The following is a 19,077-nucleotide window of genomic DNA, read 5'->3' as shown; positions in this document are numbered from 1 at the left end:
ACGATGAGCCAGGCGCAGGAGTTCGACCAGTCCGGCGGGACGGGGTCTGCCGTGCCGCAGACCCGGACCGCCCGGCACCGCCGGATCGTGGACATCCTCAACCGGCTGCCGGTGCGCTCGCAGAGCCAGCTCGCGAAGCTGCTCGCCGACGACGGCCTGACGGTCACTCAGGCGACGCTCTCCCGGGACCTCGACGAGCTGAACGCGGTCAAGATCCGCAACACCGACGGCGAGCTGATCTACGCGGTCCCGAGCGAGGGCGGCTTCCGCACCCCCCGCGCCCCGCTCGGGGAGTCGGCGAAGGAGGAGCGGATGCGCCGCCTCTCCCAGGAACTCCTGATCTCGGCGGAGGCCTCGGCGAACCTGGTCGTCCTGCGCACCCCGCCCGGCGCGGCCCAGTTCCTCGCGTCCTCGATCGACCAGGCGGAGCTGCACGACATCCTCGGGACGATCGCCGGGGACGACACGGTGCTGCTGATCAGCAGGGAGCCGACCGGCGGGCAGGCCCTCGCGGACCACCTGCTGCGGCTCGCCCAGAACGGCCACTGACGGCCCCCGAGGGGCACCGGGTGCCGCCGGGCCCGCCGCCGACCCGCGTGCGGTGCCCGGTCAGCCGACGGACAATGGCCGTGTGATCTTCCGCGGCGAGCGGTCAGGCGGGCGGGCAATCCCCTGGCGGCCGCCGAACGTATACAGGGGTGTGTCGGGATTCCGGTTCCCTGTCGACCGCCTCCCGGACGAGGCTCTGCTGTCCGGGCTGGCCACCGGAGCCCCGGAGCTCGCCGAGGTCTTCGTACGGAGATTCCAGCACCGGGTCTTCGGGGTCGCGATGGCCGTCACCGGGGACCAGCAGCTCGCCGAGGACGTCGTCCAGCAGACGTTCGAGCGCGCATGGCGGCATGCCCAGATCTACGACTCGCGCCGCGGCTCGGTCGGGACCTGGCTCACCACCATCGCCCACAACCTCGCCGTCGACGCCGTCCGGGCCCGGCGGACGGAACCCATGGCACCCGAGGATCTCGACCCCCTCCTCGACGCCGTCACCGAGACCCCCGAACGGTGGGCCCTGGCCGACGAGGCCTCCACCCAGCTGCGGGCCGCGCTGGCCCGGCTGCCGCGGGAGCAGGCCCGGGCCCTGATGATGGCCGGCATCTACGGCATGACCGCCCAGCAGATCGCCGACGCGGAGCGGATCCCGCTGGGCACCGCCAAGACGCGGATCAGAGCGGCGATGGCGAAACTCCGCACCGCGCTCGCGTCCCCGAAGGGAGGCGACCATGTCCGCTGACGCGCACTGCGGGAAGCTGCGCGAGGTCGGCGCCGAACTGGCGCTGGGCGTCCTGCCCGGCCGCGAGCGGGCCGAGGCCGTCGCCCATCTGGACGGGTGCGCGGACTGCCGGGAGTACGTACGCCAGCTCACCGGGATCGGCGACCGGTTGGTCGGCCTGCTGCCGGAGGGCGACCCGCCGCCCGGCTTCGGGACCCGGGTGGCGCGCAGTCTGGCCGAGCAGGTGGCGGGGGCGGAGGGGGTCCGGCCCGCCCGCGCCGCTCAGGGCCGGCGTGGCCGCGTCCGGCGCCTGAGGCTGCGGCTCGCCGCGGTCGCCGCCACCGCCGCGGTCGCGGTCGGCTTCGCCGGCTGGGCGATCGGCAGTGCCGTCGAGGGGGCCGTCACCGCCTCGGCGCCCGCGGTCGAGTCCGAGCCCGTGCTCGTCGGGGACATGATCCCGGCCGGCGGCGGAGAGCCCGTCGGCGAGATCTACGCCCACCCCGGCAGCCCCGCCTGGATGTTCGTCTCCGTCGCCCTCACCGGCACCCCCCACGACGGCAGGGTCACCTGCCTCCTCGCCCGCGCCGACGGTACGACCACGCGGATCGGCGACTTCCCCCTGCGCGCCGGACGCGGCAACTGGGGCGTGGCGGTCCCCGTGGACCTCACCAAGTACTCCGCCGCCCACCTGACCTCTTCGGACGGCTCCGTCCTCGCCACCGCCCGGCTGCAGAAGGGCGAGGTGGTGACCCCGGAGGTGTCATGACAGCGCCGCTCCCGAGCCCAGCCGGTGCAGCAGGGCGTACGGCCCCTCCCGCCCGAGGAGATCCGCGTGCGCGCCGTCCTCGACGACCCGGCCGTGGTCGAGCACCACGATCCGGGTGGCGTCGCGGACGGTCGGCAGCTGGTGCGAGATGACCACGGTGGTCCGGCCGGCCATGAGCCGGCGCAGCGGCTCCATGATCCGCCGCGCCGAGCGGACGTCCAGCCCGGCGGTGGGCTCGTCCAGCAGGAGCACCGGGGCGTCCCGGATCATCGCCCGGGCGATCGCCAGCCGACGGCACTGGCCGCCGGAGAGCGTCCGGCCGCGCTGTCCGACGAGGGTGTCGTAGCCGTCCGGGAGCCGCTCGACGAACTCGTGGGCGTCCGCGGCCCGCGCCGCCGCGACGATCTCCGCCTCCGTGGCCGCCGGCCGGCCGTAGGCGATGTTCTCCCGCACGGTGCCGTGGAAGACGAGCGTCTCCTGCAACACCACCGCGATGCTCTCCCGGACGTCGGTCAGACTGAGCTCGCGCAGATCGGTCCCGTCCAGACGGACCGCGCCCCGGTCGGGGTCGTAGAACCGCAACTGCAGCTTCGCGAGCGTGGACTTGCCCGAGCCGCTCGCCCCGACGAGCGCCAGCGTCTCCCCGGGAGCCGCCCGGAACGACACGTCGGACAGGGCCCAGGCCGCCGTGCCGGGATAGCGGAACCACACCCCGTCGAACTCCACCGCGCCCCGGGCCCGGCGGAGCCGGCGCGCGCCCGCCGCCTCGGTCACCTGGGGCCGCTCGTCGAGCAGTTCGATGATCCGTTCCGCGGCGGCGGACGCCGTGTAGAAGGTGGTGCCGAGCCCCGACAGCCCGTGGACCGGGCCGTACAGCTTGCCGATCAGCGCCAGGAAGACCAGCAGTCCGCCGAGGGTGAGCTGGCCCTGGGCCAGCTTCCAGGTGCCGAGGGCCAGCACCGCGAGGCCGCCGGTCACCTCCACGAACTCGACCGCGGGCGCGTACACGGCACGGATCCGCGCCGAGGCCATCGCCGCGCGGAACCGGCCGGCGTTCTCCCGCTCGAACCGGCGTGCCTCCCACGCCTGCCGGTTGTACGCCTGCACGAGTACGACGTTGCCCAGCGACTCCTCGGCGATCGCGCCGAGCGCCCCGCCGCGCCGCCTGCGCTCCCGCGAGGCCTCCCTGACCAGCCGCGAGAAGTAGCGGGCCGCCCCCCAGAACAGCGGTACGACGACGAGGGCGAGCAGGGTCAGGTCCCAGCGCAGGTAGAACAGCAGGCCGAGGTAGACGCCCAGGCTGATCACGTAGTACAGGGCGTCCGCGACGCCCGAGAGCAGGAACGTCTCCACCGCGTCGACGTCGCCCGTCACCCTCGACAGCACGTCGCCGAGGCGCCGGCGTTCGAAGAAGCCGAGCGAGAGCCCCTGGACATGCCGGAAGACGTCGGCGCGCAGGGCGAGCAGGAAGCGTTCGCCGACCCAGGTGGAGGTGACGTCGTCGGCGTAGCCGAGCACGCCGGAGCACAGGACGAGGCCCAGGTAGGCGGGCGCGATCCACAGGAAGGGCCGCAGCTCCCGGCCGACGAGCACGTCGTCGACGACGAACTTGAAGAGCCAGAGCTCGGCGGCGTCGACGGCCGGGCCGGTCAGGCTCAGCAGGACGAGCGGCAGGAGCCAGCGGCGGCCGCCGCGGGTGTACGGCCAGAACCGCCGGAAGACCTCGCGTGGGGAGAGCCGGGGAGCGGCCGTGACCACGGTGTCTGAGGGATCGCCGGCCGACAGCAGACGCCGCAGCACTTGCGCCATGAGGGGGGTTCCTCGGAGACCGTCGGCGAAGCGGACCGGCTGACCCGGCGCCGGTCCGCTCAGCCTTCAGGTGCGGTCAGTAGTGGTCGCCGTGGTCGTGCCGGTTGCCGTGGTCGTGACCGTGGTCGTGCCGGTCGCCGTGGTCGTGCCGGTCGCCGTCGTCGTGGTCGTGCCCGTGACGGTCGTCGCGGTCGTGGTTGTGGTCCCGGTTCCTGAACGGCATCAGGTTGCTGAAGACAGCCATGGTGTTCCTCCCGAAACTTGCTTCACAGGGGGTACGGCCGAGGGAGGGATCGGGATGGCGTTTTGCGGGGCGAATCGGAAAAACTTCGCGGTGGCGTTCGGCAGTCGTCCGGCTGCGGGCCGGTGGGAGCGGCACGGGTGGGCGCGGGCAGCACCCTGCAAGCGCCGGTGAGCGTCGCCACCCCCGGCCTCAGCCCAGACGCGCGGCCAGCCCCCCGGTGCACCGCACCTCGTCACCAGCCGTGATCAACAGCCCTTCCACATCCGGCAGCGACTCCAGCCAAGCCAGCCCCGCCCGCGACCCCATCGCGAACGCCGCCGTCGCCCAGCAGTCCACCCACGTCAGCCGCGGCCCCACCACCGTCACCGCCACCAGATCCGTCACCGCCGACTTCCCGGTCCGCGGATCGACGATATGGGCGCCCCGCTCCGCCGTACCGGACGTGGCGACCGCCAGTTCCTGCACCCCCGCCGCCGTGATCACCGCTGCCAGCCCGCCCGGCCGCAACGGATCGGCGATCCCGACCCGCCACGCCCGCGTCGGCTCGGGCGCGCCGAACATCTGGACGTCACCGCCGCCGTTCACACTCACGCCGCTCACCCCGGGCACCCGCGCGAGCGTCTGCGCGGCCCGCTCCGCGGACCAGCCCTTCACGATCCCGGTGGGATCGAGCCGCCCCCGGTAGCGGGTGCTGAACCAGCCGTCGCTCACCCGCTCCGCCTCGGCCGCCAGCTCCAGCACCTCGGCCACCTCGGGATCGCAGTCGGCGACGCCGATCTCCTCCCGCGCCAGCCGGGACACCTGGCTGTCCTCCCGGTACGTGCTGAACACCTCGTCGACCCGGTGCAGCCCGGCGACCGCCTCGTCGAGAGCCGCCCGTACGGCATCCGGATCCCCGCCGCGGACGTCGAAGGAGAAGACGGTCCCCATGACCTCCTCCGCATGACGCACCGCGGCGGGAGCCTCCGCGGACTCGGCCACCGCCTCAGCCACCGGCCTGGTCCAGCGCCGACTGCAGGGACTGCTTGTAGCCGGTGCTGGTGTAGGTGGCCCCGGAGACGGAGTCGATGTTCGCGCTCTGCGCCGCCACCGCCTCCTTGTTGAGCTGCGGCACCGACAGCGCGGTCTTCTGGTCGCTGGTGCCGCCCTTGGGCGCCTGGATCGCCTGGGCCTGGGTGATCTTGCCGTTGGCGACGGTCAGCCGGACCTGGACGACCCCGTACTGCGTCTGGGTCGCGTCCCCGTCCACCGTCGCGGTGCCGGCGGCCCCGGTGCCGCCCTGCGGCGACTCCTGCCCGGCCGCCGCGGCCGACGGGGCCGCGCCCGCGGCCGACGCGGACGCCGGGTCCGACGACGGCTTCAGCGACAGCAGCAGCACGACACCGGACACGGTCGCCGCGGTGGCCAGCACCACACGCCTGATGGGGTGACTCTTCCTCATCGTTCCCGAACTCCCGATTCCCTGGATTCCCGTGTGGTCCCGTCGCTCACATCTCGAACGACTCGTGATGGATGCGGCGGGCGGGAACCCCCGCGCCGCGCAGTGCTTCGTACACGCCCTGCGCGAACCCGGGCGGGCCGCACATGAAGACGTCGTGGTCGACGATGTCCGGGATCTTCCGCTGGAGGTTCTCCGCGGAGATGTCCGGCCGCTCGCCCTCCGGGCTGTTGACCGCGTACATCAGCCGGGCCCCGCGCTCGTTGGCGATCTTGGCCAGCTCGTCCCACAGGGCCAGATCCTGCGTGGTGTTGGCCCGGTAGAGCAGGGTCAGGTCGCCCGCGGCGCCGGGCAGCGTCTCGAACAGCGCCCGCATGGGCGTGATCCCGACACCGCCCGCCACCAGCAGGACCTTGCCGCGGCTGCGCCGGGACGCGGTCATCGCCCCGTACGGCCCTTCGGCCCACACCTTGGTTCCGGGCCGTAGTTCGCGCAGCCGCGCGCTGTGGTCGCCGATCGCCTTGACGGTGATCCGCAACATGTCGGGGCGCGGGGCCGCCGACAGGGAGTACGGGTGCGAGCTGAACCGCATCCCGGGGGCCATGAACCGCCAGCGGAAGAACTGGCCGGCCTCCGCTCCCATCCGGTGCAGCTTGCGCCCGCCGATCAGCACCGACACGATGCCCGGCGTCTCCTCGATGACCGCCTCGACCCGCATCCGGTGCCGCAGGTTGAGCCGGATCGGGGTGAGGATCCGGTACCAGACCACCAGCGCGGTCACCGCGCCGTACAGCCCGTACCAGAAGGTCTTGGCCATCGGCGTGAGGGCGAAGTCGTTGCCGGTGGTGATCTGGTGCCAGAAGGTCAGGAACACCGCCGCGTAGGTCAGCAGGTGCACGTGGTACCAGGTGTCGTACGGCATCCTGCGCCGCACCGGCCCGATCGAGGTCAGGCCGATGACGACGAACAGGCCGGTCCCGATGGCCGCCTTGCCCATGTCGGGGAGCTGGTTCACGGAGTCGATGGTCTGCTGGACGATGTCGTTCAGCGTCTTGCCGGCCTGCAGCGCGTAGCCCCACATGATGAGGAAGACGTGCGCGAAGACCAGGCAGAGCGTGTAGCGGCCGCTCATCGCGTGCCAGCGGGCGACGCGGTCGGAGCCGACCCGCCGCTCCAGGGCGGGCACCCGGGCCATCTGGAGCACCACGAGGGCCATCAGATAGCCGGCCAGCAGGCCGGTGATCCGGCCCGCGTTGAGGATCTTGCCGTTCTGGTCGGCGATGGACGGGGTGTTGTGCCACCACAGCCAGAGCACGGCCGCCGCGCCCGCCCACACGGCGAGCAGCAGCGGTACGGCCGGGGAGCGGCGCGGGCGGATGCGGCGCATCGTCTGGCGGCGGGCGGCACGTCCGCCTGCGAGCGTGGTGGTCACGGTTCCTCCGTAGGGACTTGACCCTTGGCCCACAGGTACGTGCCGTACCGCCTGAGCGTTCAGAGTCCCGCGGAGTCCAGTGCGGACTGGAGCGACTGCTGGTAACCCTCGCTGGTGTAGGTGGCCCCGGAGACGGTGTCGATGCTCGCGCTCTGCGCCGCCAGCGCCTCGCTGCGCAGCTGCGGGAGGGCGTACTGGTTGATCTCCTGGTCCCGGGGGTTGTCCGACGGGTACTGGACCGCCGTGACGTCGGTGATCTTGCCGTTCTTGATGGTCACCTTGACCTGGACGGGGCCCCAGCGGGTCTGGACGGTGTCCCCGGTGACGGTCTTGGTGCCGGTGCTGCTGCTCCCGGACTTGCCGGAGCCGCCAGAGCCGCCGGAGCCGCCGGAACTGCCGGAACCGCTGGAACTGCCTGAATCGCCTGAGCCGCTGGTCGCGCCCGGTGAGGAGCTCGCGCTCGCCGACGGGGCGGGGGCCGCCGAGTCGGTGATCACCGTCGGGGCGGTGTGCGGCTTCAGCGCCAGCAGCATCACCATCCCGGAGACGGTAGCGGCGCTCGCCAGCAGGACGCGACGCAGGGGACGGTTCTTGTTCAGTGCGTGCACGACAGGGGCCTCACAGCTCTCACAGTTCGAATGACTCGTGGTGGATGCGGCGGTCCGGCACCCCGGCCGCGCGCAGCGCCCCGTACAGCTCCTGGGCGAAGCCGTGCGGACCGCAGATGTACACGTCATAGCCCGCGAGGCCCGGGAAGGTCGCCCGCAGCGACTCCGCCGTCAGGGCCGGGCGCTCGCCCCGCGGGCCGTTCAGGGCGTAGAGCACCTGGGCGCCGCGCCAGCGCGCGATCGCCTCCAGCTCGCCGCCCAGGGCCAGGTCCTCGGCCGTACGCGCCCGGTAGAGCAGCGTGACCTCGCCGGGCAGGGTCTCGAAGAGCGCCCGCAGCGGGGTGACACCGACGCCGGCCGCGATCAGCAGGGTCCGGTGGCTGCTCACCCGGTCCGCGGTGAGGGAGCCGTACGGGCCCTCCGCCCACACCCGGGTACCGGGGCGCAGCAGCGGCACGGCCGCACTGTGGTCGCCGAGTGCCTTGACCGTGATCCGCAGCAGGTCGCCGCGCGGCGGCGCCGAGAGCGAGTACGGGGTCGACGTCCAGCCCATGCCGTCGCCGCCGAGGAACCGCCAGCGGAAGAACTGCCCGGCCTGGGCGCCCAGTTCCCCGATCCGCCGGCCCTGGACGACCACCGAGTACACGCCCGGCGCCTCCTGCTGCACGGAGTGCACCCGCAGCCGGTGCCGGAGGTTGAGCCGCACCGGCGCCAGGATCCGGAACCACAGCACCAGCGCCGCGACCCCCAGGTACAGCGCGTACCAGAAGGCGGTGGCGACCGGCTTGCCGTTGAGGTCGTTGCCGAGGGTCAGCTGGTGGAAGAAGGCGAGGAAGACGGCCGCGTAGGTGAGCAGGTGGACGTAGTACCAGAACTCGTAGCTGGTCCGGCGGCGCGCCGCGCGCATCGAGGTGATGCCGACGGCGAAGAGGATCACCGTGCCGGCGGTCGCCTTGAGCATGTCGGGGTAGTCCAGGACGACGTTCAGCGTCTCGTGGACGATCGAGTCGTGGTCCTGGGCCGCGTACCCGGTCAGGATCAGCACGACGTGCGCGACCAGCAGACACACCGTGTACCGGCCGGCCATCGCGTGCCAGCGGGCGACCCGGTCCGAACCGACCCGCACCTCCAGCAGCGGGACCCGGGCCATCAGGCCGACGAGCACCGCGCAGGAGTACCCGCACAGCAGCCCGGCGATCCGGCCGGCCCCGGTCAGCCAGCCCGCCGCCCCCACGACGGAGCCCGTGTCCGACCACCACAGCAGGATCACGGCCGCGGCCCCGGCCCACATCAGGGCCAGCACCGCGGCGGCGGGGGAGCGGCGCGTGGCCACGGGCACGGCGGGTGCCGTGCGCCGTTCGTCCACGGTCGTCATGAGTCGTGTCCTTTCTCCGGTCAGGTCGCCACTGTGCAGGCCGAACCTCTGAGCACCTTCTGAACAGGGACCGTCTGCGCCTGCTCAGAGGAAACTCAGAGCGGGGGCGGCCACTCGTCGCCGCCGGGACGAGGGATGCTGGTAAACGCGATGAACACGACCCGCTCCGGCCGCCCCGCCCTCACCCGACCCGACGGCACCCAGCTCCGCGTCCTCGTCGTCGACGACGACCCCGACCTCGCGGAGGTCCTCACCGGTGCCCTGCGCTACGAGGGCTGGGAGGTCCGCGCGGCCGGCGACGGCGCGAGCGCGCTGGCGGTGGCCCGGGAGCTGCTGCCGGACGCGGTGATCCTCGACGTGATGCTCCCGGACACCGACGGCTTCGCCGTGCTCCGCTCGCTGCACCAGGTGAAGCCGGACGTGTGTGTGCTCTTCCTCACCGCCCGGGACGCCGTCGAGGACCGGATCGCAGGCATCACCGCGGGCGGCGACGACTACGTCACCAAGCCCTTCAGCCTGGAGGAGGTGGTCGCCCGGCTGCGCGGCCTGCTGCGCCGCGCCGGCATGGCCCGCCAGCAGGAGGACGGCCCCCGGCTGATCGTCGGCGACCTGGCCATGGACGAGGAGGCCCGTGAGGTCACCCGGGCCGGTGAACTGATCGAACTCTCCCCGACCGAGTTCGAACTCCTCCGCTTCCTCATGCGCAACCCGCGCCGCGTCCTCAGCAAGGCGCAGATCCTGGACCGCGTCTGGTCGTACGACTTCGGCGGCCGCGCACACGTCGTGGAGCTGTACATCTCCTACCTGCGCAAGAAGGTGGACGCCGGCCGCGAGCCCATGATCCACACGGTCCGCGGCGCGGGCTACGTCCTCAAGCCGGTGACCAGGTGAACCTCCTGCGACGGCTACGGCACCTGCCCCGCCCCCGCACCCTCCGCGCCCGCCTCACCGCGGGCCTGGTCGTCCTGCTGGCCGTGAGCTGCGCGGCCGTCGGCGTCGCCGCGGTCGTCGAGCTGAACGGCTTCCTCACCGGGCGCCTCGACCAGCAGCTCCAGCAGAGCGGGCCGAACTTCCCGCAGTCCCTCGAACACGGCAGGTACAAGCCCAGCGACCGGGACGGCGACGAGCACGGTGACACCCGCCGCCAGGCCGCCGGCACCTTCGGAGCGCGTCTGCTGAACGGCCGGATCACCAACGCGGCCCTGATCCCGGCCGACGACGACCCGGACCTGACCGTCGGCCTCACCGCCGGCGACCGCACGGCCCTTGCCGGGGTACCGGTGGACGGCAGGGGACACACGGTCCACCTGAGGTCGATCGGCGACTACCGGACCGTGGCCTGGGCCGGCCTCGACGGCGACGTCCTGATGACCGGTCTGCCCCTGGAACCCGTCCGGGCCACCGTCCACCGCCTGGAGCTGGTCTCCGCCGGCGTCTTCGGCCTCGCCCTCGCCGCGGCAGGGGTGGCCGGTGCCCTGTGGGTCCGCTGGTCCCTGCGCCCCCTGAGCCGGGTCGCGGCGACCGCCACCCGGGTCAGCGAGCTCCCGCTGGCCAGCGGCGAGGTCGCCCTGCCGCCCCGCGCCCCCGAGTCCGACACGCGCAGCGAGGTCGGCCGGATGGCCGCAGCCTTCAACCGCATGCTGGGCCACGTCGAGGACGCGCTCACCAAACGCCACGCCAGTGAGGAACGTCTGCGCACCTTCGCGGCCGACGCCAGCCACGAGCTGCGCACGCCGGTCGCCTCGGTCCGCGGCCACGCGGAACTGGCGCTGCTGCACCCGGGCCCGGTGCCCCCCGAGGTCACCCGGGCCCTGCAGCGCATCGCCGCCGAGTCCTCCCGGATGGGCGAGATGGTCGACGACCTCCTCCTGCTGGCCCGCCTGGACGCCGGCCGCCCCCTGGAGAGCCACCCGGTCGACCTCACCCACCTGACCCTGGACGCGGTCACGGACGCGCGAGCCGCGGGCCCCGGCCACCGCTGGACCCTGGACCTCCCCGAGGACCCGGTGACGGTCACCGGCGACACCCACCGCCTCCAGCAGGTGCTGGCCAACCTGCTGGCCAACGCCCGGCTGCACACACCCGTCGGCACGAAGGTCACGGTGACCCTGGAAACGGAGGGCCGGCAAGCGGTCCTCCGGGTCCACGACGACGGCCCCGGCGTCCCGAAGGACGTCCAGCCGGGCGTCTTCGAACGCTTCACCCGAGCCGAACACCGCCGCCGCCAGGACGCGACGGGGGCAGGGGCGGGCCTGGGGCTGTCGATCGTCGCGGCGGTGGTGGAGGCACATCGGGGGACGGTGACCGTGGAGAGCCACCCGGGTTCGACGACGTTCACCGTGCGACTGCCGCTCGGGTCACCTACCTAGGGGCGCTGGGGTCCCCCCGGCCGAAGGCTGGGGGAGGAACTGCGCGACCAGCCACACACACAACCTCAATACCGGGTGAGAGCCGTGTCCCCGCCCACCGTCCCGATGGCGATATGCGGCCCCTTCTTCGGATCCGCCCACTGCAGAATCCGCCGCATCGCGTCCTCCGGCACGGACACGCACCCGGCCGTCGCCCCCGCCCCGTTGACGTGCAGGAAGATCCCGGCCCCCCGCCCCCGCACCGGCTGCGCATAGTTGAACCCGATCACCAGCGCATACCCGTACTGCGTCGTGTACGACGACAGCTTCTCCGACTCCGCGGCCCGGCAGTCGGACGGCAACGGCTCGACCCAACGGTTGTAGGAGGTGGAGTCGTTGTCCTGGCACCACCACGAGTCCGCCGTCACCGGCCGGTACTCGACGGCTGTCCCCGCGGGCGCCGCCTGGAGACCGAACCCGAACGGAAGGTCGTACAACCCCGTAGGAGTCGTGTTCGTACCCTGCTGGCGCTTGCCCCCCTCGACCAGCCCCTTCGCCCCGAAGCGGGCATCGGCGGACCCCGCCTTCGCCCACGCCCCGTCCCGGCGCTCCCACCAGGTGAGCGTGCCCGACGTCGAGCTCAGGGCGGACGCCTCCGCGGTGATCAGCTGGGTGCCGCCGCCCGCGTCGGCCATCTCGGCGGGCAGCGGCGAGTCGTCCCGGCTCCCCGGTGCCGCACCGAGCAGCAGCAGGGACGCGGACAGGAGGGTGGCGACGACGCGTGGACGCATGGCTCAGACGCTAGACGGAGGCAGGGGCAACGGCAGCCCGGGTAGGCCGTCCAGGCTCACCGCGATGTGGTCCTTCTTCTCGAAGTACGCGCTCAGCGAGGCGTCGTCCTCGCGCGCGAACCGCTTTTCGTGCAGCTCGCGGTCGGCCTCGTAGGCCATGTAGGGGACCGCGTAACCACAGCTGTCGCGGATGAGTTCGGCGTGCACGACGATGACCGCGCGCAGGCCGTGCCGGGCCGGGTCGATGTCCGGGAAACGGGCGAGCAGTTCCGTGAAGCGCGGGTCGTCACGGAAGACGGCCTCGCCGCGGCCGTGCACGCGCACGATGTTCGGCGGGCCTTGGAAGGCGCACCACATCAGGGTGATGCGGCCGTTCTCCCGCAGATGGGCGATGGTCTCGGCGTTGGAGCCGGCGAAGTCCAGGTAGGCCAGGGTCAGTTCGTCGAGTACGGCGAAGGAGCCCTGGAGGCCCTTGGGGGAGAGGTTGACCGTGCCGTCGCCCGCGAGCGGGGCGGTGGCGGTGAAGAACAGGGGCTGCGCCTCGATGAACGTGCGCAGCCTGCCGTCGATGCGTTCGTAGGTCTTTCCCATGAGGCCCCACTGTGGCCGCCCCGGCCGGCGCTGTACACAGGGCGGCCACAGCTGCCTGTCACGTCACTTGGTGAGCGTGCAGGCGGCCAGGGAGTCGAGGCCGGTCGGCTTGGTCGAGGTCCGGCCGATCGCGATGGCGATCCGGTCGATGGTCGACTTCCGCTTGTCCGCCAGCGGGCCGAGGATCGCGTTCTGCACGAAGTTCGGGCCACCCTGGCCGACGGTGGTCTGGAGCCGGTTGTTCGCCTCCTGGATCTGCGTCTGGAGCAGGGTGAGGTTGCGGGTGACCTCCGCCTGCGCGGACGCGGGGATCGCCGGGAGCTTGGAGGCGACGTCCGGGCAGGTGATGGTGCCCACCGCGCTGTTGCCCGCGTTGCCCGCGTTGCCGGTGCTGCCCGTCGACTGCTGCTGGGTCGCCGCCGTGGTGGGCGTGGCCGCGGCCGTGCCGCTGCCCGTGTTCGTGGCGGTCCCGCTCGCGTTCAGGGCGCACGGCGCCAGCGAGTCGAGGCCGGTCGGCTTGGCGGCCGTACGGCCGATCGCGGTCGCGATCCGGTTGATGGTCGCCACCCGCTTGTCCTTGAGGGGACCGAGGATCGCGTTGTTCACGAAGTTCGGACCGCCCTGGCCCACCGTGTCGACCAGCCGCTTGTTGGCCTCCTGGATCTGGGTCTGGAGGAGCGTGAGGTTTCTGTCGACCTCGGCCTTCGCGGAGGCGGGGATCGCCGGGAGCTTGGAGGCGACGTCCGGGCAGGTGATGGTGCCGGGGGAGGCGGCGAGAGTGCGTGCGTTGCTCGTGTCGCTGCTCTTGTCGGGCGTACCGGCGAGGGCCGAACCGGCGATGACCGCGCCGGAGAGTGCCACGGCGGCGGCACCGCCGATGAGCGCGACACGACGCTTGTTGTACTTCGGAAGAGCCCTGGACATGCGGATGCCTCACTTGGGTCAGAGGTGGGTTTACAAACGCGGCGCCAGCGTTCAGGCATGGGTACGGGTAAGCGGTTTCGTTTGTTCAAACCTTTTTCATATCGGTCCGCCGAGGCCGATTGAATTGACGAATCATGCAGAGCTCTGCATACTCATGCATAGCAAGCGGATGTACGGGAGGAGGGACCCATGACCGAGCGCGTCGTACTCGCCTACTCCGGCGGGCTGGACACCTCCGTCGCCATCGGCTGGATCGCCGAGGAGACGGGCGCCGAGGTCATCGCCGTCGCGGTGGACGTCGGCCAGGGCGGCGAGGACCTGGACGTCATCCGCAAGCGCGCCCTCGCGTGCGGTGCGGTCGAGGCCGAGGTCGCCGACGCCAGGGACGAGTTCGCCGAGGAGTACTGCCTCCCCGCGATCAAGGCGAACGCCCTCTACATGGACCGCTACCCGCTGGTCTCCGCGCTCTCCCGCCCGGCGATCGTCAAGCACCTCGTCGCCGCCGCGCGCAAGCACGGCGCCACGACGGTCGCCCACGGCTGCACCGGCAAGGGCAACGACCAGGTCCGCTTCGAGGCCGGCATCGTCGCCCTCGCGCCCGACCTGACCTGCATCGCCCCGGTCCGCGACTACGCGATGACCCGCGACAGGGCCATCGCCTTCTGCGAGGCGAAGAACCTCCCGATCGCGACCACCAAGAAGTCCCCGTACTCCATCGACCAGAACGTCTTCGGCCGCGCCGTCGAGACCGGCTTCCTGGAAGACATCTGGAACGGCCCGATCGAGGACATCTACGAGTACACGCAGAACCCGGCCACCCCGCGCGAGGGCGACGAGGTGGTCGTCACCTTCGAGGCGGGCGCCCCGGTCGCGGTCGACGGCAGGCCGGTCACCGTGCTCCAGGCGATCCAGGAGCTCAACGAGCGCGCCGGTGCCCAGGGCGTCGGCCGCATCGACATGGTCGAGGACCGCCTCGTCGGCATCAAGTCCCGCGAGGTGTACGAGGCCCCGGGTGCGATCGCGCTGATCACGGCCCACCAGGAGCTGGAGAACGTCACCGTCGAGCGCGAACTCGCCCGCTACAAGAGGCAGGTGGAGCAGCGCTGGGGCGAACTCGTCTACGACGGTCAGTGGTTCTCCCCGCTCAAGCGTGCCCTGGACGGCTTCATCAACGAGGCGAACCAGCACGTCACCGGCGACATCCGGATGACCCTGCACGGCGGCCGCGCGGTCGTCACCGGCCGCCGCTCCGGGGCCTCCCTCTACGACTTCAACCTCGCCACCTACGACACCGGCGACACCTTCGACCAGGCCGCGGCCAAGGGCTTCATCGACATCTACAGCCTGTCGTCGAAGATCGCCGCACGGCGTGATCTGCGGGCGTAGCCCGACGTGACCCGTCCTGAGCAGTAGCGTGACGACCGCCTCCCCGTTCATGGCCGGGGAGGCGGTGCCACATCCGTATCTCTTCTAGGAGCAACGCAAGTGAGCAGCAACAGCGGTGACGTACGGCTCTGGGGCGGCCGTTTCGCCGACGGTCCCGCCGAGGCCCTGGCGAAGCTGTCCGCGTCCGTCCATTTCGACTGGCGGCTGGCGCCCTACGACATCGCCGGTTCGCGTGCCCACGCGCGCGTGCTGCACAAGGCGGCCCTGCTCACCGAGGACGAGCTCCAGCGCATGATCGCCGGCCTCGACCAACTCGAAGCCGACGTCGCCGACGGCTCCTTCGTGGGCACGATCGCCGACGAGGACGTCCACACCGCTCTGGAGCGCGGCCTGCTGGAGCGCCTCGGCCCCGACCTCGGCGGCAAGCTCCGCGCCGGCCGGTCCCGCAACGACCAGGTAGCGACCCTCTTCCGGATGTACCTGCGCGATCACGCCCGCATCATCGGCGGCCTGATCGCCGACCTCCAGGACGCCCTGATCGGCCTCGCCGAGGCCCACCCCGACGTGGCGATGCCCGGCCGCACCCACCTGCAGCACGCCCAGCCGGTGCTCTTCGCCCACCACGTCCTGGCCCACGTCCAGTCCCTGACCCGGGACGCCGAGCGGCTGCGGCAGTGGGACGAGCGCACGGCCGTCTCCCCGTACGGCTCCGGCGCCCTGGCGGGCTCCTCCCTCGGTCTGGACCCGGAGGCCGTGGCGAAGGACCTCGGCTTCGAGCACGGCAGCTCCGCGAACTCCATCGACGGCACGGCCTCCCGCGACTTCGTGGCCGAGTTCGCCTTCATCACCGCGATGATCGGCGTGAACCTCTCCCGGATCGCCGAGGAGGTCATCATCTGGAACACGAAGGAGTTCTCCTTCGTGACCCTGCACGACGCGTTCTCCACGGGCTCGTCGATCATGCCCCAGAAGAAGAACCCCGACATCGCGGAGCTGGCCCGCGGCAAGTCCGGCCGCCTGATCGGCAACCTGACCGGTCTGATGGCCACCCTCAAGGCCCTCCCGCTCGCCTACAACCGCGACCTCCAGGAGGACAAGGAGCCGGTCTTCGACTCCTGCGACCAGCTGGAGGTCCTGCTCCCCGCCTTCACCGGCATGATGGCCACCCTCACCGTCAACCGCGAGCGCATGGAGGAACTGGCCCCGGCCGGCTTCTCCCTCGCCACCGACATCGCGGAGTGGCTGGTCAAGCAGGGCGTGCCCTTCCGTGTCGCCCACGAGGTGGCCGGCGAGTGCGTCAAGGCCGCGGAGGCCGAGGGCAAGGAACTGGACGAACTGACGGACGACCAGTTCGCGAAGATCTCCGCCCACCTGACCCCGGAGGTACGGACGGTCCTCAACGTCCCGGGCGCCCTCGCGTCCCGCAACGGCAGGGGCGGCACGGCCCCGAGCGCGGTGGCGGTCCAGCTCGCCGAGGTCAAGGCGGACGTGGCGGCACAGCACGCGTGGGCGACGGCCAGGACGGCCTAGCCCGCACAGCGCAGTCAGAAGGGCCCGGACACACCGTCCGGGCCCTTCTCGGTGTGTCCGGCCGTCCCCCGACTGGCCGCCGACCTCGCCGAATTCGGCGGGCCGCGCGCGGCGGGGGCAGGCCAAGGGGGTGCCCCCGCCCAGCCGCCGCCGACGCCGGGCGAAGGCGCCTCCGCCTGCTCCTGTTCGAATTGACACCGGGCTACCGGGGCCTCGTACTGAACCAGGAGACGATTTCGTTCAAAGACGTCTTTCTGGTGCATTCCACCGCCCCTCATTCCACCCCCACATGGAGCCGCCATGACGGTGCAGCCACAGCAAGCGACCATGCCGACGGTCCTGGTGTTCGAGGACGACCCCGGCGGAGACCCGCTGCACATCAACATGCCCGTACCGCATCCCGTCCCCCAGCTGGACACCCAGCCCTTCCCGACGGCCATCGCGGAGACCGCCCCGCAGCCGAACGGCGCCGGGCCCGGTACCGAGGCGTTCCGCTACTGGGTGGCGGCCGACTCGCTCAGCCGGGCCGCCCAGACCTGGGGGCCGCTGGTCCCGACCGGGACGAAGTGGCATCCGCAGGTCGGACGCGCTCTCACGGCGCACCTCAACGCGGGGGACGACCTGAACGCCTTCTACGACCGCAAAGGCCTGTGGTTCTTCCGCAGCACGGTGGCGGGCGTCAACGTCGCCGCGTGCGAGAGCAACGAGGTCGTCCAGCACGAGGCGGGGCACGCGGTCCTCGACGCCCTGCGGCCCCAGCTGTTCAACATGGCGAGCGCGGAGACGGCCGCCCTCCACGAGGCGTTCGGCGACATCAGCGCCCTGCTGGGCTCACTCAAGCTGGAGTCGCTGCGGATCGCGGTACTGGCCGAGACGCAGAGCAACCTCGAACTGTCCTCGCGGATCTCCCGGATGGCCGAGCAGCTGGGCTGGGCGATCCGGCAGGGCCACCCGAACGCGGTGGACCCGGACTGCCTGCGCAACCTGTCCAACAGCTTCTTCTACCGCGACCCGGTGCTGCTGTCGCCCAACGAGCCCGCGAACAGGCTCTCCAGCGAGCCGCACTCGTTCTCCCGGCTGTTCAGCGGCGCGTTCCTGAAGATCGTCGCCGGGATCTTCCGGCAGCAGGACCTCCAGGACCAGGCCGGCCTGGGCCTGGCGGCCGAGATCGCGGGGCAGCTGCTGGTGGACGCCGTCGTGGCCGCACCGGTGGTGTCCGCCTACTACGCGCAGGTCGCGGGACACATGATCGCCGCCGACCACCGCCGCAACGGCGGGATGTACGGCCAGTCCCTGCGCTCGGCGTTCATCCGGCACGGCATCCTCTCCCTGGAGTCCGCCGCGTCCATCACCGAGCCGGAGGTGGCCCGCCGGGGCGCCGGAATCGCCGAGGCGACGCCGGGCGGTGGCGACGACGAGGGGCTGACGCCCGTCACGGTCCAGGGGGCGACGTACGGCCTCACCCAGCCGATCACCCTCTCCGCCCCGGCGCAGGAGCGACGCTTCGGCATCGCGGGCTCCGACCCCGCCGGCGGCTCGGTGCGGCCCTCCGACCCCGACCACGTCGCGACCTCGTACCTGGAGGACCTCTTCCGCCGCGGCCGCGTCCACGTGCCCGAAGAGCACCGCTCCGCCACCTCGTTCGCAGACGACAGCCCCTACCGGCTCAAGACGCACGAGATCACCCGGAGCACGACCAGCGAGGGCCTGACCCTCGTCCGGCGCTGCTTCGACTGATCAGCCGGTCCGGGACGTCACCGGGAAAAGCGCAGACGACGGACGGTGAGCCGTCCGTCGTCCTCGCGCTTGACCACGTGTGTCGTCCCGGACGTCGGCTCCTCGCCCTCGAAGACCGCCTCGCCGCGGGTCAGCAGGTCCTCGGCGAACTTCTCGGCGGCCGCCAGGTCCTCCAGCGGGCCCTGCACGGCCACCGTGAAAACGGCGTTTTGGAGCGCCTCTCCGCCCAGCGCGGTCACCATGGCGACCACGAGCCGCGGGGAGACCACCCGCACGGGAACGGCCTCGGTCCGGTCCATGGCCGCGGTCAACGCGGGCGGGCCCTGGCCGTCCGCCAACGCGATCCGCGCCCGGAACACGGGACGCTCCTCCATCGCGGCTGTGGTGAACACCGGATGCGGCGCGGTACGCATCCCCGCCTCCCGCGCGAACGCCCGCTCCCGGGCGTCCTCACCCACGAAGACGCATGCGCCGGCCGGCGCTCCCCCCGTGCTCGCGACGGCCCGGTCGAAGATCCCGCGACCGTCCTTCGCGCCCCAGTGCACGAGGGCCCGGTCGGTGAAACGGCCGGGGAACGCCTCCGCCAGCGCGTCCGCCACCCGCGCCGCGGCGCCGTCGCCCGGCCCGGGGTCGGAGATGATGCCCTCGCGCACCTCCCCGAGGGCGTCGAGCACGGCACCGACCCGCGGCAGGGGCTGCAGCCGCAGCGAGCCGTCGGGCTCCACCCGGGGATCCGCGAGGGTCCCCCCGATGTCGAAGAAGATCACAGACATGGGGAGTGCCTCCCCACGGCGCACGCTTTCGACTCGGGACCGCAGGAGTGAAAGCACC

The 19,077-nt window shown here is 72.1% G+C and carries 18 protein-coding genes and 1 pseudogene; 8 read left to right on the top strand and 11 right to left on the bottom strand.

Annotation, left to right across the window (positions count from 1 at the left end):
* Positions 1 to 3: 3 nt before the first annotated feature.
* The 3 genes from JF597_RS27790 to JF597_RS27780 all read left to right on the top strand — a co-directional run bounded on the left by JF597_RS27790 (position 4) and on the right by JF597_RS27780 (position 2,033).
* On the top strand, positions 4 to 549 hold the full coding sequence (locus tag JF597_RS27790) for an arginine repressor (RefSeq protein ID WP_294001541.1): 546 nt from the start codon (positions 4 to 6) through the stop codon (positions 547 to 549).
* Between the two features lie 151 nt (positions 550 to 700).
* On the top strand, positions 701 to 1,288 hold the full coding sequence (locus JF597_RS27785) for a sigma-70 family RNA polymerase sigma factor (protein WP_294001538.1): 588 nt from the start codon (positions 701 to 703) through the stop codon (positions 1,286 to 1,288).
* Positions 1,278 to 2,033 (top strand): zf-HC2 domain-containing protein, encoded by a 756-nt coding sequence (locus JF597_RS27780; protein ID WP_294001535.1) that lies wholly within the window; start codon positions 1,278 to 1,280, stop codon positions 2,031 to 2,033. The genes JF597_RS27785 and JF597_RS27780 overlap by 11 nt, the downstream gene beginning before the upstream one ends.
* Here JF597_RS27780 and JF597_RS27775 read toward each other — a convergent pair.
* The 7 genes and pseudogenes from JF597_RS27775 to JF597_RS27745 all read right to left on the bottom strand — a co-directional run bounded on the left by JF597_RS27775 (position 2,028) and on the right by JF597_RS27745 (position 8,939).
* Positions 2,028 to 3,842: an ABC transporter ATP-binding protein gene (locus JF597_RS27775; RefSeq protein WP_294001531.1), complete on the bottom strand. Its 1,815-nt coding sequence runs from the start codon at positions 3,840 to 3,842 to the stop codon at positions 2,028 to 2,030. The genes JF597_RS27780 and JF597_RS27775 overlap by 6 nt on opposite strands.
* Before the next feature lie 76 nt (positions 3,843 to 3,918).
* On the bottom strand, positions 3,919 to 4,086 hold the full coding sequence (locus tag JF597_RS27770; RefSeq protein WP_294001528.1) for a hypothetical protein: 168 nt from the start codon (positions 4,084 to 4,086) through the stop codon (positions 3,919 to 3,921).
* 189 nt (positions 4,087 to 4,275) lie between these two features.
* Complete coding sequence (locus JF597_RS27765; protein ID WP_294001526.1) at positions 4,276 to 5,079, bottom strand: FAD:protein FMN transferase; 804 nt, start codon at positions 5,077 to 5,079, stop codon at positions 4,276 to 4,278.
* Between the two features lie 4 nt (positions 5,080 to 5,083).
* Positions 5,084 to 5,527, bottom strand: a pseudogene (locus tag JF597_RS27760) (FMN-binding protein); the annotation flags it as partial.
* A gap of 46 nt (positions 5,528 to 5,573) precedes the next feature.
* Positions 5,574 to 6,956, bottom strand: a complete 1,383-nt coding sequence (locus JF597_RS27755; protein ID WP_294001523.1) for a ferredoxin reductase family protein — start codon at positions 6,954 to 6,956, stop codon at positions 5,574 to 5,576.
* A 59-nt stretch (positions 6,957 to 7,015) separates the two neighbouring features.
* The gene (locus JF597_RS27750; protein WP_294001520.1) at positions 7,016 to 7,564 is read right to left on the bottom strand and encodes an FMN-binding protein; all 549 of its coding nucleotides are present in this window, start codon (positions 7,562 to 7,564) and stop codon (positions 7,016 to 7,018) included.
* 19 nt (positions 7,565 to 7,583) lie between these two features.
* On the bottom strand, positions 7,584 to 8,939 hold the full coding sequence (locus JF597_RS27745; protein WP_294001517.1) for a ferredoxin reductase family protein: 1,356 nt from the start codon (positions 8,937 to 8,939) through the stop codon (positions 7,584 to 7,586).
* Between the two features lie 150 nt (positions 8,940 to 9,089).
* On the opposite strand from JF597_RS27745, the gene JF597_RS27740 reads away from it, so the two are divergent.
* Positions 9,090 to 9,830 (top strand): response regulator transcription factor, encoded by a 741-nt coding sequence (locus JF597_RS27740; protein ID WP_294001514.1) that lies wholly within the window; start codon positions 9,090 to 9,092, stop codon positions 9,828 to 9,830.
* Positions 9,827 to 11,308: a HAMP domain-containing sensor histidine kinase gene (locus JF597_RS27735; RefSeq protein WP_294001511.1), complete on the top strand. Its 1,482-nt coding sequence runs from the start codon at positions 9,827 to 9,829 to the stop codon at positions 11,306 to 11,308. The genes JF597_RS27740 and JF597_RS27735 overlap by 4 nt, the downstream gene beginning before the upstream one ends.
* 65 nt (positions 11,309 to 11,373) lie before the next feature.
* Here JF597_RS27735 and JF597_RS27730 read toward each other — a convergent pair whose 3' ends face one another.
* From JF597_RS27730 to JF597_RS27720, 3 genes are all read right to left on the bottom strand, one after another.
* Complete coding sequence (locus tag JF597_RS27730; protein WP_294001508.1) at positions 11,374 to 12,078, bottom strand: L,D-transpeptidase family protein; 705 nt, start codon at positions 12,076 to 12,078, stop codon at positions 11,374 to 11,376.
* 3 nt (positions 12,079 to 12,081) lie between these two features.
* On the bottom strand, positions 12,082 to 12,669 hold the full coding sequence (locus tag JF597_RS27725) for a pyridoxamine 5'-phosphate oxidase family protein (protein ID WP_294001505.1): 588 nt from the start codon (positions 12,667 to 12,669) through the stop codon (positions 12,082 to 12,084).
* 63 nt (positions 12,670 to 12,732) lie between these two features.
* The gene (locus JF597_RS27720) at positions 12,733 to 13,593 is read right to left on the bottom strand and encodes a hypothetical protein (RefSeq protein ID WP_294001502.1); all 861 of its coding nucleotides are present in this window, start codon (positions 13,591 to 13,593) and stop codon (positions 12,733 to 12,735) included.
* A 189-nt stretch (positions 13,594 to 13,782) separates the two neighbouring features.
* On the opposite strand from JF597_RS27720, the gene JF597_RS27715 reads away from it, so the two are divergent.
* From JF597_RS27715 to JF597_RS27705, 3 genes are all read left to right on the top strand, one after another.
* Entirely contained in the window at positions 13,783 to 14,979 is a 1,197-nt protein-coding gene (locus JF597_RS27715) for an argininosuccinate synthase (RefSeq protein ID WP_294001499.1), read from the top strand.
* Positions 14,980 to 15,078: 99 nt separating this feature from the next.
* On the top strand, positions 15,079 to 16,509 hold the full coding sequence (argH, locus tag JF597_RS27710) for an argininosuccinate lyase (protein WP_294001496.1): 1,431 nt from the start codon (positions 15,079 to 15,081) through the stop codon (positions 16,507 to 16,509).
* A 300-nt stretch (positions 16,510 to 16,809) separates the two neighbouring features.
* A complete protein-coding gene (locus tag JF597_RS27705) occupies positions 16,810 to 18,246 on the top strand; it encodes a hypothetical protein (protein ID WP_294001493.1) in 1,437 nt (478 codons plus the stop codon).
* A 17-nt stretch (positions 18,247 to 18,263) separates the two neighbouring features.
* Here the strand turns inward: JF597_RS27705 and JF597_RS27700 are convergent, their stop codons facing one another.
* Complete coding sequence (locus JF597_RS27700; RefSeq protein WP_294001490.1) at positions 18,264 to 19,019, bottom strand: HAD family hydrolase; 756 nt, start codon at positions 19,017 to 19,019, stop codon at positions 18,264 to 18,266.
* Positions 19,020 to 19,077 lie beyond the last annotated feature (58 nt).

Origin of the sequence: Streptomyces sp., from assembly GCF_019510245.1 — a bacterium.
In the GTDB taxonomy this organism is placed as follows: Bacteria; Actinomycetota; Actinomycetes; order Streptomycetales; family Streptomycetaceae; genus Streptomyces.
Note: the sequence above shows the minus strand (reverse complement) of the source record. Positions and strands in the feature narration are given on the sequence as shown.